Raw genomic sequence first — 13,572 nt, 5'->3', positions numbered from 1 at the left:
GGGAAATCTACAGGAGGACACCACATGCTGCAGGTCCAGAACCTCACGCGACGATTCGGTGAGAATACCGCTGTCGACGACGTCAGCTTCACCATCCCGTCCGGTCAGATGACCGGATTTGTTGGCGCCAACGGTGCCGGTAAAACCACCACTATGCGGATGATCATGGGGGTGCTCACATCGCATGGTGGGCAGGTGCTGATGGACGGCCGACCCATTACAGCCGACGACCGGTCAACCTTTGGTTACATGCCCGAAGAGCGGGGACTGTACCCGAAGCAGCCCATTCTCGATCAGCTGGTCTACCTCGGCCAACTGCATCGGATGACGGCCTCCGACGCGCGGGCACAAGCGCAGGACCTGCTGGATCGGTTTCAGCTCGGCGGCCGCGGCAAGGACAAACTCGAATCGTTGTCCCTCGGGAACCAGCAGCGCGTCCAGATTGCCGCGTCGCTGCTTCACCGGCCCACGGTTCTGATCCTCGATGAGCCGTTTTCCGGGCTGGACCCGGTAGCAGTCGACTCGATGGTCGAACTGTTGCGCGACCGGACAGCCGACGGAGTGCCGGTGCTGTTCTCCAGCCACCAGTTGGACCTGGTGGACCGGTTGTGCGACAACCTGGTGGTCCTGCGGCAAGGGCGCCTCGTAGCGTCCGGCTCCGGCGACGACCTCCGGGCAAAAGCACCCCGGCGCCACCGGATGACGGTCACCCCCGATGCCGGCTGGGTGCGTGAGGAAGCCGAGGTGCGGGTCATCGACGTCGCAGGACAGGACGCGGTGGTGGAATTCGACGACGACGACGCCGCGCAGCGCGTGCTCGCCTCAGCGATGACCCGCGGCAGTGTGCACGAATTCAGCCGGATCAGGCCCAGCCTGAGCGAAATCTACCGGGAGGTCTCCCAATGAGCACCGAAACGCCAGTCAAAGAGCGCGACGGCGGCGCGCCGTCGCCAGCATCGGGGCCCAGACCGCAGCCACCAGGAACCCAACCGCCCTGGCTGATCGTGACGCTGCGTGAGGTCATGATCAAGGCGAAGGATCGCAGCTATGCGATCAGCACGGTCGTCACGCTGGTGCTGATCGTCGCTGGCGTTGTGTTCAACGCCTTCATGATGAACCGCGGCGACGACTTCACGGTTGCCGTGCAGTCCGATTCAGCGGCCGCTGCCGTCGTCGAGCTCGCCGATCAGGCGGGCCAGGCCGACGACGGGAACGTCACCTTCACCGCCGTCGTCGCAGCGTCCGCGGATGCTGCCGTGGAACTGGTACGTGCCGAGGAAGCTGACGCTGCGTTGCTGCGGGAAACCGACGGTAGCTGGCAGCTCACGGGAAAGACCGAGGTCGATTCGGGGATCAGCCAGCAGATTGACGAGTCGCTCAACGAGTATGTGTTGGGCCAGAACGCCGCTGCGGCAGGAACCACGGCGGAGCAGCTGCTATCGGGGGCCGACCTGGAACAATCCCTACTGGAAGGCAGCGAAGAAAACCAGTTGCTCGCTACGATCGCCGGATTCGTCTTCAGCTTCCTGTTCTATATGGCATCAATCATCTTCGGCATGGCCATTGCCAACTCGGTGGTCGAGGAAAAACAGAACCGGGTGGTGGAAATCCTGGCTACCGCAATCCCGATCCGCCAACTGCTCTACGGCAAGGTGTTGGGCAACACCATCCTGGCCATGGTCCAGCTAGCCCTCTACGGCGGTGCTGCCCTGCTGGCCCTGAACCTGACTGACACAGCCGATCTGGTGGGAAGTATCATTCCGGCTTCGGGCTGGTTCCTGGTGTTCTTCCTCTTCGGATTTCTGATCCTCGCCGCGATCTGGGCTGTTCTCGGGTCGCTGGCGAGCAGGCCGGAGGATCTGAACAATAATTCGACGCCGGTGATGGCCCTGATCTTTGCGGCTCTCTTTGTCGGATTGTTCGCCTCCGGCCAACTCCTGGTGGTGGCTTCCTACCTCCCCGTGGTGTCATCGGTGGCGATGCCGATCCGGGTACTGAACTCGCCGGTGGCTCTCTGGGAGCCACTCCTATCACTGGTGATCGCCTTGGCGGCAGCCGTTGCCTTGCTGCACGTCGGCGAGAAGATCTACCGACGTGCAGTCATGCAGGGTGGTGGGGCGCTGAGCTTACGGAAAGCAATCAAGCTGGAGCAGTAGCATCCCGAGGGGAGCCGGCGGTGTCTCCACCTGGGCGGTTTACGGCGCCCAGGTGGAGACAACCTCAATGAGGGCAAACCGCTTGGCTGCCTCCGACTCCTCGAAACCAAGACCCGTAGGAATGGCCATGAGGCCGTAATCGCCGGGCGCGAGATCTGGTGCCAGGCTGATCTGGAAGGTGTAATTGCCGTTGGCGTCGGCATACACAAGGGGGTATCCGATCAGCGACGAATCGGTTTGGGCGGGTCCGAAGTTCATCTGGATTTCCGCACCGGGTGCATAGCCGGAGCCGACGACGTTCCAGGTGGTTCCGACATGGCGGACCACCCGTAGCCCATCCCAGGTGGAGACCAGTTCGAGGTCATCGTAAGAACCCGACAACCCGGGAATCGGAGGTTCGGACGTTTCGGTGATTGGCGCTTCTGTCGGCGCTGTGACATTGGTAGCGTCCTCGGTCGGTTCGGGCGCCGGTGCTGTTGACGGTTCGGCGCCCGGTACGGGACCAGCCGATTCGGGAGCGTCAGGAGTTTCCGCAGGCGACGACGAACCCTCAGCGGTCGGCGTGGGGGTGGCCGACGACGTGGTGGCGGGGGAGGCGCTCGACTCTGAACTGGTCACCTCCGCCGAGGGCTCAGTGTTGGAAACGCAGCCGGCAAGGAGCAGGGCTGCGATGGGGAGGGCAAGAAGGGGCGAGAACTTCTTCACGGGCTGTGCTTTCGTAAGGATTGGTCGGTAGATAGCTTGGACACTACCGATGCGGCGCGCCAACCGACAGCACGACTTGGTTACGTGAGCCAACCGTTATACAACGTCCTGGTGCCTCGTGGTGTGCTCCTACCCGTTGCGGATCAGTTGCTCAGGAATGTTCAGCTCGATATCAGCCAGGGATCCTATCTGCATGGCGCTGTCTACGCGACACACAGGCAGAAGGGGTGGCTCGCCGGATCAAGGAAGACCCGGAAGGTTTCACCGGGCTGGACTGCGGCCTTGGTGCCGCCGAGGCCGAGGACCACAGCCTCGCCTTCGTCCAGGTTTTCAACCATCAGGTCGAAGTGCATCTGCTGTGGGCTGCCCTGGTCCGGCCAGGCAGGAGGTCGGTAATCTGCCACCTGCTGAAATGAGATGCAGTTACTCCCGTCGTCGGGGCGGATATCCGCCCAACCGTCGTCGGCATCCACTTTCCACCCGAGCAGTGCCCCGTAGAAGGTTGCGAGGGACGCCGCATCGGGGCAGTCAATGACGACACTGGGATAGCGAGCGATGGCCATGCCGGAAGCTTACTGCCGCACCTGGCCAAATTGAAGAGGCAAGCCCGGTGGGTGAACGGATTCACAATGTTCAAGAACGTGGTGCTTACCGCCTCGCCGGCCTAGCAGCGGAGCCGGTCAGCTGTTCCCCAACGACTTCAGGGCACGCCCCGAGGAGCCGCCCAAATTCCAGTCAGTGGTCAACTGCTCGATCCGGTCCAGATGACCTGCATCGAGGGGCTGGATTCTCGCATTCAATTCCCCGAGGTCGAGGTCGCGGACTACGTTGACCACTGTGGGGGCCACCGACAGGTAATCGGCTGCCTTGACAATTTTGGCCCGCATGGAGGCGGACATGGAGGAACCAGGGTCGTTGGCAGCTGCAACAATTCCGTCCAGGTCTACGAACTCCTGCAGCAGGCTGGCGGCAGTCTTATCGCCAATTCCCGGCACCCCGGGCAGGCCATCGGAAGTATCCCCCCGCAATGCAGCGAAATCCGCGTACTGACCCGGCAGCACCTTATATTTGCTGACAACCGTGGCGTCAGTCAGGACTTCCAGTTTGCTCATGCCACGGGCGGTGTAGATCACCCGAACGTCGTGGCTATCGTCGACCAACTGAAAGAGGTCCCGGTCACCGGTGACGATGTCCACGGGGAACTCGGCCTGGGCTGCCAGACTGCCGATGACGTCGTCGGCCTCGTGCTCGGCAGCTCCAACCAGCGTAATTCCGAAGGCGGCCAGGGCGTCACGAATCATTGGCACCTGGGCCACCAGCCCTTCCGGTACTTCCTCGATGTCGACGCCGACGGCCACCGCGGTGACCATCCGGTGGGCCTTGTAGCTCGGGATGAGATCGACCCGCCAGGCGGGGCGCCAATCGTCGTCCCAGCAAGCGACCAGGTGGGTCGGCTCATAGTCAGCGACAAGCCGAGCGATCATATCCAGCAGGCCGCGCACGGCGTTGACCGGAGTTCCGTCGGGAGCCCTCAGGGAATCGGGCAATCCGTAAAACGCGCGGAAGTAGAGGGACGCGGTGTCAAGGAGCATCAGTCGGTTAGCCACACCGTGATCCTCTCACGAGAGGGCTCAAAGACAAGGTCAAGAATGCCGGCGAAAATTTCCTCCATGGTCCCCACGTCCTCAGTACTATGTGCGGAGGACCAAGATGGTACTTCATCGGAAAAGCGCGAAAACTGCTGAATGGAGCCAGCTATGGTGACCAGAAAAAGGCAAACCAGCGTTAACCTGCCGCAGGGCGCGATGATGCGCGCGATGGTGCAGCGGGGGTACGGGGCTGCCTCTGTGCTGACCCTCGAACAAATTCCGCGCCCTGCACCGGCACCTCACCAGGTGCTTGTCCAGGTGCGTTCCGCCGGTCTCGACAGGGGAGCGTGGCACATCATGACCGGCAAGCCTTACCTGCTCCGCCTCGTCTTCGGACTGCGCACACCCCGTCAGCCAGTTTCCGGTCAGGAGTTGGCGGGCACCGTCGTCGACGTCGGTACAGGCGTCCGGGGGTTTCGGATCGGGGACGAAGTGTTCGGGATCGGCGCGGGTGCGTTCGCCGAATACGCTGTGGCCCGGGAGGACAAGCTCGCGCATAAGCCGCCAGGCGTGTCCTCCGAGAGTGCCTCGATAGTTCCCGTGTCAGCTGTGACAGCGCTGCAGGCCCTGCGGGAGATGGGCCGGGTCAAAGCCGGACAGTCAGTTCTGGTAATCGGCGCCTCAGGTGGGGTGGGCAGCTATGCCGTCCAGTTGGCGAAGCATTTCGGGGCCAAGACCACCGGGGTGTGTAGCACTCAGAAGCTGGATTTTGTCAGGTCCCTGGGGGCAGACCAGGTCGTCGACTACACCACTGAAGACTACTCACATGCGGGACGGAATTACGATTTGATCCTGGACATAGGAGGCAACTCCTCACTGCACCGCCTTCGAGGGGCGCTGAGATCCAAAGGAACAGCTGTCATTATCGGAGGTGAAGGCGCTGGCGACTGGATTGGTATCGGGCGCCAGCTACGGGCAGTCCTGATGTCTCCCTTTATCAGCCAAAACCTCAGGATGTTTGTCGCCAAGGAGCGCTCCGCTGATCTGGAGTTGCTGGGAGGCCTGGTCGAGGCAGGCGTCATCACTCCGCAGCTTGGCGGTACCTATCCGCTGGACCAGACTCCGCAGGCTATGCGTCGGTTGGAAGAGGGGGCGGTGAGTGGGAAGCTCGCAGTCCGTGTGTAACGTTGCGAATTACTGTTCTTCAGCGGGGGGATTATTCCGCCCGCCCGATGAGTAACGGCGCATCATCCGCCGTGCCGGGCCCGCCCAGGAAAGTAAAAGAATAATGGTGAAGAAGTTATTCATCATTCCGCCCAGCAAGTTCACTGGCATCACCTGGGTGAGAAGCAGGACAATCATCCCCGCACCCAAGACCATTTTCGCGATGTGCAGGGCTCGGCTATTCACCGGCACCGGCCACGGGTGGAGGTCGACGGTCGACGAGTCGTTCCGCTTACTTTTGGACATCTGTGCCCCGCCCCTTTCGTCAGCATCAAGAATACCCTGTGACCCACGGCAACGTCTCCGCAGGGTGCCCGAACCTGCGGGCAGGCGGAAGCGTTTCTAGCGTATTCTCAGAGAGATTATTGCCGGAATAGCTGGTCTCATTTAGAAGGAACTGAATTTTATGGCTGAACATTCCGGCACTCGGGCGGGATTCCGTGGGCGTTTCCTGGCGGCTACGGCAACGATGGCGGCAGTGATGCTTGCGTTGGCAGGCTGCGGGGGTGTCCCGCCTGCTTCGGCTCCCGAAGCTTTGAACGTTGTTCACGCGGCAAATGTGTCCACTAAGGGCGCGGGGTGGCTGCACACTGACGGCGGAACAATTCGCGACGCGGCAAACAAGCCCTATGTCATCAGGGCGGCCAATTGGTTTGGCCTGGAGACGCCCGACTGCGTCCCCCACGGACTGTGGACCATCAATCTCAATGACGGGCTCCGGCAGATAAAGTCGATGGGCTTCAACACCATTCGACTGCCGTACTCCAACCAGTGCATCACCACCGGCAAAGTCAGCTCTGACACCAACTTCTACGCCAACCCGGAGTTGGCGAAAAAGACCCCACAGCAGGTGATGGACCTTTTCATCGCCAAGTCCAAGGCTTTGGGACTAAACGTCATTCTTGACCGACACCGCCCGTCCTCGGCCGCTCAGTCAGAGCTTTGGTACACCCCCCAGTACAGCGAGGCGCAGTGGATCGCCGACTGGAAGAAGCTCGCCACCCGGTACAAAAACGAACCCACAGTGATCGGCTTCGACCTTCACAACGAGCCCCACGGCGTAGCACGTTGGGGCGGCTCGAACCCCGCACATGACTGGCACGCTGCCGCGACCCGCGCTGGCAAGGCAGTTCAAACAGTGAACTCCAAGCTCCTGATCATCGTTGAAGGCGTCGAGGCCCAGGGCAACGGCTCCTGGACCTGGTGGGGCGGCGGCCTCGCAGATGTGGCCAAGAAACCCGTAAAGCTGACGGTACCCAACCAGGTGGTCTATTCACCGCACGATTACCCGGCATCGGTATATCCGCAAAAATGGTTCTCGGCATCCAATTACCCCGCGAATCTGCCGGGAATTTGGGACGCCAACTGGGGCTATATTTCCAAGAACGGGATAGCGCCTGTCCTGGTCGGAGAATTCGGTTCAAAATTGGAAACCACCTCTGACAAGCAGTGGATGGGTAAGCTCGTGAGCTATTTGGCAGCGAACGGAACAAGCTTCGCCTACTGGTCGTTCAATCCCAACAGTTCCGACACTGGCGGACTACTAAAGTCGGATTGGCGTACCCCGGAAACCGCCAAACTTGCCGCGCTGAAGCCCATCCTTCGGCCCGTGGCGGTGCCCACACCTACCCAGTCGGCCGCGCCTGCGCCAACGTCGAAGCCGGCCCCTGCCCCTACACCCAGCAAGACGGCTACCCCGGTTCCGGGAACAGGATCGAGCGCGGTTGCCGCCAAGTGGTCGTTGCAGAGTTCGTGGAACGGGGGATATGTCGCCCAGATATCGGTCAGTGCTTCCAGGGCCGTGAACTCGTGGTCGGTGACGTTCACCGACCCCAACGTCATCAGTGTTGCCAACTCCTGGGGGATGAAGTGCACGTCGGTGACCAGGAAATCGGTGACCTGTGTCGGCTCGGACTGGACCAAAACCCTGCGAAAGGGTCAGACGGCAACGGTCGGTCTGCAAGTGAACGCACCCAAGCCGCCGGTCAAGCCGGTAGTCACGGTCAGCGCTAAGTAGCTGCCACGGGGACGTTGTCCCCGTCGGACTCCGGGCTGTTCCCGGGGTCCCCGTGGTCCTTCATCGCTGACCTCCGTAGCGCAAGCCAGAAAAGGTTGGCCTCCGCCGACCGCTCAACCTGAATGATTGAGTCAGCCAGCAGGGTGTCGGCCCAGTGCTGCACCAGGTCATGGTGGAAGACAAACTCCTCGAGAGCGTTTCGTTCGGGTAACGGCAACTTCGCTGTCTGCGGACCATGCGGCAACTGGTCGATTGCGGCAATGATCGATTCCAGGGTACGGCGGACCGTCTCCGGGCCGCGGGATTGCTCGGGAATCCGCCCAAGGTCTTTGGCTGAAGCAATTTCGGCGCGGAGCGACTGGGTGTATGCCACCCAGCCGCGGGCCTGGTCAGGGTGGACAGTCATCGTGCCGAGCGTTCCCGGCACGAGGGACCTGTCAAAGATGACGTAGCCACCCCGCCCATTGTGCTTCGCCGAATACATCGCCTGGTCCGCCTCCTGCAGGAGCGCTTCGCCCTCCGTGCCCGTTGAGCTGACAGCAAGGCCAACGCTGACGCTCATTTCCAGCTCGACGCCGGGCAGGCTGAAGGGTGGACTGACGGCGGCGAGGATGCGCCCGGCCATACCCGGGGCCTCCTCCCTGGTAGTGCCAGGGAGGAGCAGGGTGAATTCGTCGCCACCGTTGCGCGCTGCAGTGTCGCCGGCCCTGATGCAGGACCCCAATCGCTGCGCGAGCTCGACCAGGAGAGCATCTCCGGTGGCATGCCCATAGGAATCGTTGACTGGTTTGAAACCGTCTATGTCGACTGCGATCACCATGACCGACGCCCCGGTCCGCTGGCTCAGGCTGAGAGCCTGGTTGAGTCGATCGTGAAGGAGAGTTCGGTTGGCAAGGCCCGTCAGGGGGTCATGGAGGGCCTGGTCGGCGAGGCGATCCAGGAGAGTATTCTCTTCGCGTCTGGCGCGCTCATGGATGGTCCAGTGCACAATGCTGGTGACGCACATGGCCAGAAATAACGCGCTGTGAATCAGGGACCATGCCACCGGGCTGTCGGTGGCAGCCTGGTGGTTGTAAACCGCGGTAGGGGAATGCAGACCCATGAAGGCGTGATAACCGAGAACCAGAAGAGATGCTGTCGCCAGCGGGGCCCAATCCTCGTAGAGGGCGACCACCGGGACCAGAATGAAAAACAGAAAATGGGCTTCGATGGTGCCACTGATATGCACCACGAGGGCGGCGATCAGCATTAGGGAGGCGGAGCTCAGCGACGCACTGAACCTCCGACCGATGGGAGCCTTCCACGCCACCAGGGCCACAGCCACCGGCGGAACCCCGAGCGATAAAGCCATCCACGGGGAGGTCCCCAGACCGAGGGCGAATACGGTGACCATCCCGGATGCCACCAGCGCGAAAAGGACGATTAACCGGTGTCGGGAGTTCCATGCGGGATCAGGGAGTCGCGAACCACGCGGAAATGCAGCGAGAACAGACTTCCCCCACCGAAATATCACCGAGATGCTCCCGAATCTGTTGAGGAGCGCACCACGCGCCCGCGCCACGATCAGTGTGGCATCCCTACGGTAGCCCCAATTCGGTCATCTTACGTATATCCCACCCGATACAGCGGAAAAATTGCGGAGAAGCAGCCAGCCGGGCCGCGAACAAGCTGATGATGCTAGGCGATTCCTGGACCCATCTCCCCCGAGAGTGAAATCCATGCAGCGACGAGCGATCCGGCAATGACAGCCGCGAACAACAGCAGCCAAACCGGCGATGGGACGCCGGTGCTGCGATAGAGCAGGTAAGCATCGGAGGACTGGAGCTCCCGACGCCGTCGCAGATGGACCGCGAGCACCTTGCCAAGATCACGGACCGAACCAACCAGCAAGGCCAGACCAAGGGCAACCACCACGTGCCCGGTCAGTTCCTCAGGCACTGCCAGGACCAGCACCATCGAAAGACTGACTGTCACCAGAAGAATCAGTACACCGCCAGCATTGCGGATGAACGCCAGGGCCGCCAGGAGGATCAATGCGCCGGTCGACAGGGCCGCCGGACCCCAGCCGTTCACCCCGGCCCAGGTCAGGGCCGCCCCGAGTGCAGCCGGCGTCGGATACCCCCAGAAGCCGGACCAGGCGGACCGCCACCCCGGCCGGCCGATCGTCGTCGTCGTGCCCGCATGGTCCATGGTGAGGGTGATTCCTTTGAGGACACGACCCGTCATGAGGGCGGCGAACGCATGGCCGAGTTCATGCACGATGGTGGTGAACAAGCCGAAATACCGCCAGGTTGCCCGGGGGAGTGAGAGAAGCGCGGCAGCGATTACCATGATGAGCAGCTCAACACCGGTGATCTCCGGGGGCGCGGCCCGGGTGAATCCGCCCAGGAGCTGGTACCACCACGTCTCGATCATTGCACCACCCTACTGAACGAAGATGGGTACGCCGGCGTGAAAGACTAGTGGCATGTCATCGAGCACCCCATCAAGTCAGCCCGACCCGCAGCGCGACGGCGTCAAGGAACGTACCCACCTCGGATTGAGGATCGACGACGCCTGGCATTCGGTCCAGACCAATGTCGCCATCAAGCGTGGGCATGTGGAGACCATCATTCCCTACACCGGCTATGGCTCAGCAACCTGGATTCGGGTGCTCGCCCGTGTGGTTCTTGCCGATCCAGTAGAGATGGCGCCCATCAAGGGCGGCGAAGTGCTGAAGACCATCAAGGAGGGCATCCGTGGCTGGCGCAACTTCACCAGCGCGCCGGTGCGCTACGCGAAGGTCACAGTTGAGATTGACGGGGAAATCCATGAGGTGACCGCCGACCGTGGCGGCATCGTCGATGCGCGCATAGATGCGCAGCTTGCCCCCGGGTGGCACACCATCAAGTTGCGGTCCGCCGATGACAACCTGGTTGAGTCGCCGGTGCGGATTATCGAGTCCGGCACCACCTTCGGGGTGGTGTCTGATATTGACGACACGGTGATGGTCACAGCCCTGCCCAGGCCCTTCCTGGCGGCCTGGAACACGTTCGTTCTGGACGAGCACGCCAGGGCGGCGACGCCCGGCATGGCAGTCCTGCTCGAACGGATCACCCAGGAGACTCCCGGTGCTCCCGTGCTCTACCTGTCCACCGGAGCATGGAATGTTGCTCCCGCGCTGACCCGGTTTCTCTCCCGGAACCTCTATCCAGCGGGTCCGAAACTGCTCACCGATTGGGGTCCGACCCGGGACCGGTGGTTCCGCAGCGGACCCGAGCATAAACGCAGCTCTCTGAAACGGCTCGCAGGCGAATTCCCCGACATTAAGTGGCTCCTCATCGGTGACAACGGGCAGCATGATGAAGAAATTTACGCCGACTTCGCGGACCACTACCCGCAGAATGTGCGCGCGGTCGCCATCCGCCAGCTCACCATGGGTGAGGCGGTCCTGGCCGGTGGCCGATCGAACGCGAAACCGTCATCGCGGACGCCGAATATTCCGTGGGTGTATGCACCGGATGGCGCTGGAATGTCGGCGCAGCTCGCTGATCTTGGCATCATTGATCATTCGTTTCAGGAGCCGGCAGAGTAATTCCCTCCTGGTCCTGGGGGCCAGCGTCAGCGTGGATGGTCAGCAGGATGCGCCTTAGGGACATGCCCATCGAAGCCGTGGCTTCGATGCGATCATCCGGCGAGACGTGTTTGACGTGCCCCATCAGGTCTTCCACCGCCGCTTCTGCATCGGTCATCGAATCGGCTGTGGTGTCCCACTCTTCAACAGCGGCGGCGGTCAGGTTAAGTGCGTGGGCGAGCGGCGGTCCCAGGGGCTTGGGCAGCGGGGTGGTCTCCGGTGATCGCCAGATGACGTCGGCGAGCAACTCGGTCATGTCCTCCACATAAAAAGTGATTCGCTCCATCGACTGCAGGGAGTGGAAATCTGCAGCGAGGTCCCTTTTGTGACGGTACTGACGGATGTTCCCGTGGCGGCTCGAATCAGCCAGTTGAACCGCTGTACGCACCTCCTGGCTGAACGTGGTGAGTTTGGTCTGCCGGTCGGCCCATTCCTCGTGCTCGGGGGGCCATTGTTCCCGCAACGCCTCACCCATGTCCTTGAGCTGCAGGGACAGCGCCGACCTGAGGTCGTCGAGTCCAGTGATCACACCAGTGAGATGCAGGGGCGGGACAATGACGATGTTCACGATTAGCCCAACGGTCACGCCCACCAGCATCTGCACCAGATACCCGAACGAGTAACCATCGGGATCGTCGCCGCCGAGCAGGAGCACAAACAGGGCGGCAATGGGAATCCAGTCCCGGCCTGCACCGATGCGCGGCAGACCACCGGCCAGCACCCCAAAACCAACCACCAGCGCGATGGAGAACACCGAGCGATCGCCCAGGAAAATGATAGGGAACGCCAGGGCGAACCCGATGGCCAGCCCGATAAGGATCTGGAATCCCTGTTTGGCTGAACCCGAGATGGTCGGATACATGCAGGCCACGGCGCCGAGCGGTGCGTAGTACGGATACTCCGCAGCGACTCCCGGAACCTGCAGAGCGATCAGCCAGGCAATTGACGCGGCGAGCGCGGCCTTGACGGCCAGCAGTATCCGCCTGTGTCGGACCAGCCCACCCATTTGGGTTAGCAGGCGTGCACCGGATGGTTTTTTCAGCATGCTTGCTATTCTCCCAGCAATGCCGAATACATCCAATGACGCAGTATTACGCGGCCGATACTTGATGCCACCGGGTCGACGGCGTAGCGTAGCCCTCAAGTTACTTCAGTAACGGGTCAGCGACTCTCCGGCGGAGAGTGTGGGTGCCTCCATGTGGGCCTGACATTTGTTCGCAGAAGTTCAAGCGGTGTGCGGCTACGCCACGCCTGAACTCAGCTCTGCGTCCCTCCTGGTTATTCACTCAACTGATGCCTACCGTTTCAGCAGTGACCTATCGACAAGGACACAAATGTCTTTCGCGCATTCGCCCCCGCAGAGCTACCCCGCTCTGTCCTACGAACTTTTCCCGCCCCGGTCCGCCAGCGCAGAAGCGGCTCTTTGGCGGACGATCAGAGCCCTTGAGGGTACCCGCCCCGACTTCGTGTCCGTCACCTACGGGGCGTCCGGCTCCAACCGTGACACGGCCATCGGTCTGCTCATGCGGCTACTCGATGAGACCACCCTGAAGCCCCTGGCCCACCTGACCTGCGTGGGTAATTCATGCGACTACCTCATGGGGCTGATCGATGAATTGATCTCCCGTGGGGTGCGCGGCATCCTCGCATTGCGGGGTGACCGGCCCCAGGGCATGTCACTGTCAGCAGGGGAGCTGCACTATGCCAGCGAGCTGGTAGAGCTGATCCGGCGGGTGGAGCGTCAGCTGACAGNNNAGCCCACCTGTGTGCGGGGAAGGTCGCCGTCGGGGTAGCCGCTTACTCCACCAAACACCCTGAATCGCCCAGTCTCGAACATGACATCGAGGTGCTGCTGGCCAAGCAGTCCGCTGGCGCCGACTTCGCGATCACCCAGGTGTATTTCGCTCCCGATCACTACCGTCGGCTCCTGCGTACCGCCCGCAGAGCCGGGGTGGAGATTCCCATCATTCCCGGTGTCATCCCCTTCACCAGCGTGCAGCGGCTGGAGCGTCTCAGCGAGCTCGCGGGTATCGAGGTTGACGCCACGCTCAGGGACCGGCTGATGAACGCCGACGACGACGCCGCGCGGCGCCGCATCGGCGTTCAGGCCACCGTGGACCTCGCCCATGCGGCGCTCGACGACGGCGCCCCGGGCCTCCACATCTACACCTTCAACGAACATGCGGCGGCACTTGACGTCCTGGACCGGCTCGAGCTCAGCCGCCCCCCGGCACCAGGTCTCAGCCGATCCGCCTGATCCCTCCCACT

General features: G+C 62.1%; 12 protein-coding genes and 1 pseudogene. 6 read left to right on the top strand and 7 right to left on the bottom strand.

The window, feature by feature from the left end; translation table 11 throughout:
- Window positions 1–24: 24 nt before the first annotated feature.
- Both B384_RS0107550 and B384_RS0107545 read left to right on the top strand, forming a co-directional pair.
- Window positions 25–906 carry an ABC transporter ATP-binding protein gene (locus B384_RS0107550; RefSeq protein ID WP_019482509.1) on the top strand — a complete coding sequence of 294 codons (882 nt, stop codon included), beginning with the start codon at window positions 25–27 and terminating at the stop codon, window positions 904–906.
- Complete coding sequence (locus B384_RS0107545; protein ID WP_019482508.1) at window positions 903–2,156, top strand: ABC transporter permease; 1,254 nt, start codon at window positions 903–905, stop codon at window positions 2,154–2,156. The genes B384_RS0107550 and B384_RS0107545 overlap by 4 nt, the downstream gene beginning before the upstream one ends.
- A gap of 39 nt (window positions 2,157–2,195) precedes the next feature.
- On the opposite strand, the gene B384_RS0107540 is transcribed toward B384_RS0107545, so the two are convergent.
- The 3 genes from B384_RS0107540 to B384_RS0107530 form a co-directional block, all read right to left on the bottom strand.
- Window positions 2,196–2,861 carry a hypothetical protein gene (locus tag B384_RS0107540; RefSeq protein ID WP_024477427.1) on the bottom strand — a complete coding sequence of 222 codons (666 nt, stop codon included), beginning with the start codon at window positions 2,859–2,861 and terminating at the stop codon, window positions 2,196–2,198.
- Between the two features lie 203 nt (window positions 2,862–3,064).
- Window positions 3,065–3,424, bottom strand: a complete 360-nt coding sequence (locus B384_RS0107535) for a VOC family protein (protein ID WP_019482507.1) — start codon at window positions 3,422–3,424, stop codon at window positions 3,065–3,067.
- A 117-nt stretch (window positions 3,425–3,541) separates the two neighbouring features.
- Window positions 3,542–4,468 (bottom strand): 5'-3' exonuclease, encoded by a 927-nt coding sequence (locus B384_RS0107530; RefSeq protein ID WP_024477426.1) that lies wholly within the window; start codon window positions 4,466–4,468, stop codon window positions 3,542–3,544.
- Window positions 4,469–4,618: 150 nt separating this feature from the next.
- Here B384_RS0107530 and B384_RS0107525 point away from each other — a divergent pair, with 150 nt between their 5' ends.
- On the top strand, window positions 4,619–5,635 hold the full coding sequence (locus B384_RS0107525) for an NAD(P)-dependent alcohol dehydrogenase (protein WP_237715258.1): 1,017 nt from the start codon (window positions 4,619–4,621) through the stop codon (window positions 5,633–5,635).
- A gap of 9 nt (window positions 5,636–5,644) precedes the next feature.
- Here B384_RS0107525 and B384_RS0107520 read toward each other — a convergent pair whose 3' ends face one another.
- Window positions 5,645–5,920, bottom strand: a complete 276-nt coding sequence (locus B384_RS0107520) for a hypothetical protein (RefSeq protein WP_019482503.1) — start codon at window positions 5,918–5,920, stop codon at window positions 5,645–5,647.
- Between the two features lie 160 nt (window positions 5,921–6,080).
- Here B384_RS0107520 and B384_RS0107515 point away from each other — a divergent pair, with 160 nt between their 5' ends.
- A complete protein-coding gene (locus B384_RS0107515) occupies window positions 6,081–7,691 on the top strand; it encodes a cellulase family glycosylhydrolase (RefSeq protein WP_019482502.1) in 1,611 nt (536 codons plus the stop codon).
- Here B384_RS0107515 and B384_RS0107510 read toward each other — a convergent pair.
- Window positions 7,684–9,084, bottom strand: coding sequence for a GGDEF domain-containing protein (locus B384_RS0107510; RefSeq protein WP_019482501.1), 1,401 nt, complete (start codon window positions 9,082–9,084; stop codon window positions 7,684–7,686). The genes B384_RS0107515 and B384_RS0107510 overlap by 8 nt on opposite strands.
- A 284-nt stretch (window positions 9,085–9,368) precedes the next feature.
- Window positions 9,369–10,106 (bottom strand): M50 family metallopeptidase, encoded by a 738-nt coding sequence (locus tag B384_RS0107505; RefSeq protein ID WP_019482500.1) that lies wholly within the window; start codon window positions 10,104–10,106, stop codon window positions 9,369–9,371.
- Between the two features lie 52 nt (window positions 10,107–10,158).
- Here B384_RS0107505 and B384_RS0107500 point away from each other — a divergent pair, with 52 nt between their 5' ends.
- Window positions 10,159–11,265 (top strand): App1 family protein, encoded by a 1,107-nt coding sequence (locus tag B384_RS0107500; RefSeq protein WP_019482499.1) that lies wholly within the window; start codon window positions 10,159–10,161, stop codon window positions 11,263–11,265.
- On the opposite strand, the gene B384_RS18160 is transcribed toward B384_RS0107500, so the two are convergent.
- Window positions 11,231–12,349 carry an FUSC family protein gene (locus tag B384_RS18160; RefSeq protein ID WP_050994886.1) on the bottom strand — a complete coding sequence of 373 codons (1,119 nt, stop codon included), beginning with the start codon at window positions 12,347–12,349 and terminating at the stop codon, window positions 11,231–11,233. The two genes, B384_RS0107500 and B384_RS18160, sit on opposite strands and share 35 nt — an antisense overlap.
- A 289-nt stretch (window positions 12,350–12,638) precedes the next feature.
- Between B384_RS18160 and B384_RS18155 the strand changes: the two are divergent.
- A pseudogene (locus tag B384_RS18155) lies at window positions 12,639–13,561 on the top strand (methylenetetrahydrofolate reductase).
- Window positions 13,562–13,572 lie beyond the last annotated feature (11 nt).

The sequence above is a fragment of the Arthrobacter sp. TB 23 genome (genome assembly GCF_000294595.1).
GTDB lineage: Bacteria > Actinomycetota > Actinomycetes > Actinomycetales > Micrococcaceae > Arthrobacter_D.
This window is presented reverse-complemented; position numbering and strand designations above follow the sequence as displayed.

Bases quoted from the DNA above. Each gene is read 5' to 3' on its own strand.
- B384_RS0107515 (WP_019482502.1), top strand. From the start codon at position 6,081: ATGGCTGAACATTCCGGCACTCGGGCGGGATTCCGTGGGCGTTTCCTG.
- B384_RS0107550 (WP_019482509.1), top strand. From the start codon at position 25: ATGCTGCAGGTCCAGAACCTCACGCGACGATTCGGTGAGAATACCGCT.
- B384_RS0107535 (WP_019482507.1), bottom strand. From the start codon at position 3,424: ATGGCCATCGCTCGCTATCCCAGTGTCGTCATTGACTGCCCCGATGCG.
- B384_RS0107505 (WP_019482500.1), bottom strand. From the start codon at position 10,106: ATGATCGAGACGTGGTGGTACCAGCTCCTGGGCGGATTCACCCGGGCC.
- B384_RS0107525 (WP_237715258.1), top strand. From the start codon at position 4,619: ATGGTGACCAGAAAAAGGCAAACCAGCGTTAACCTGCCGCAGGGCGCG.
- B384_RS0107520 (WP_019482503.1), bottom strand. From the start codon at position 5,920: ATGTCCAAAAGTAAGCGGAACGACTCGTCGACCGTCGACCTCCACCCG.
- B384_RS18160 (WP_050994886.1), bottom strand. From the start codon at position 12,349: ATGCTGAAAAAACCATCCGGTGCACGCCTGCTAACCCAAATGGGTGGG.
- B384_RS0107545 (WP_019482508.1), top strand. From the start codon at position 903: ATGAGCACCGAAACGCCAGTCAAAGAGCGCGACGGCGGCGCGCCGTCG.
- B384_RS0107510 (WP_019482501.1), bottom strand. From the start codon at position 9,084: ATGGTCACCGTATTCGCCCTCGGTCTGGGGACCTCCCCGTGGATGGCT.
- B384_RS0107500 (WP_019482499.1), top strand. From the start codon at position 10,159: ATGTCATCGAGCACCCCATCAAGTCAGCCCGACCCGCAGCGCGACGGC.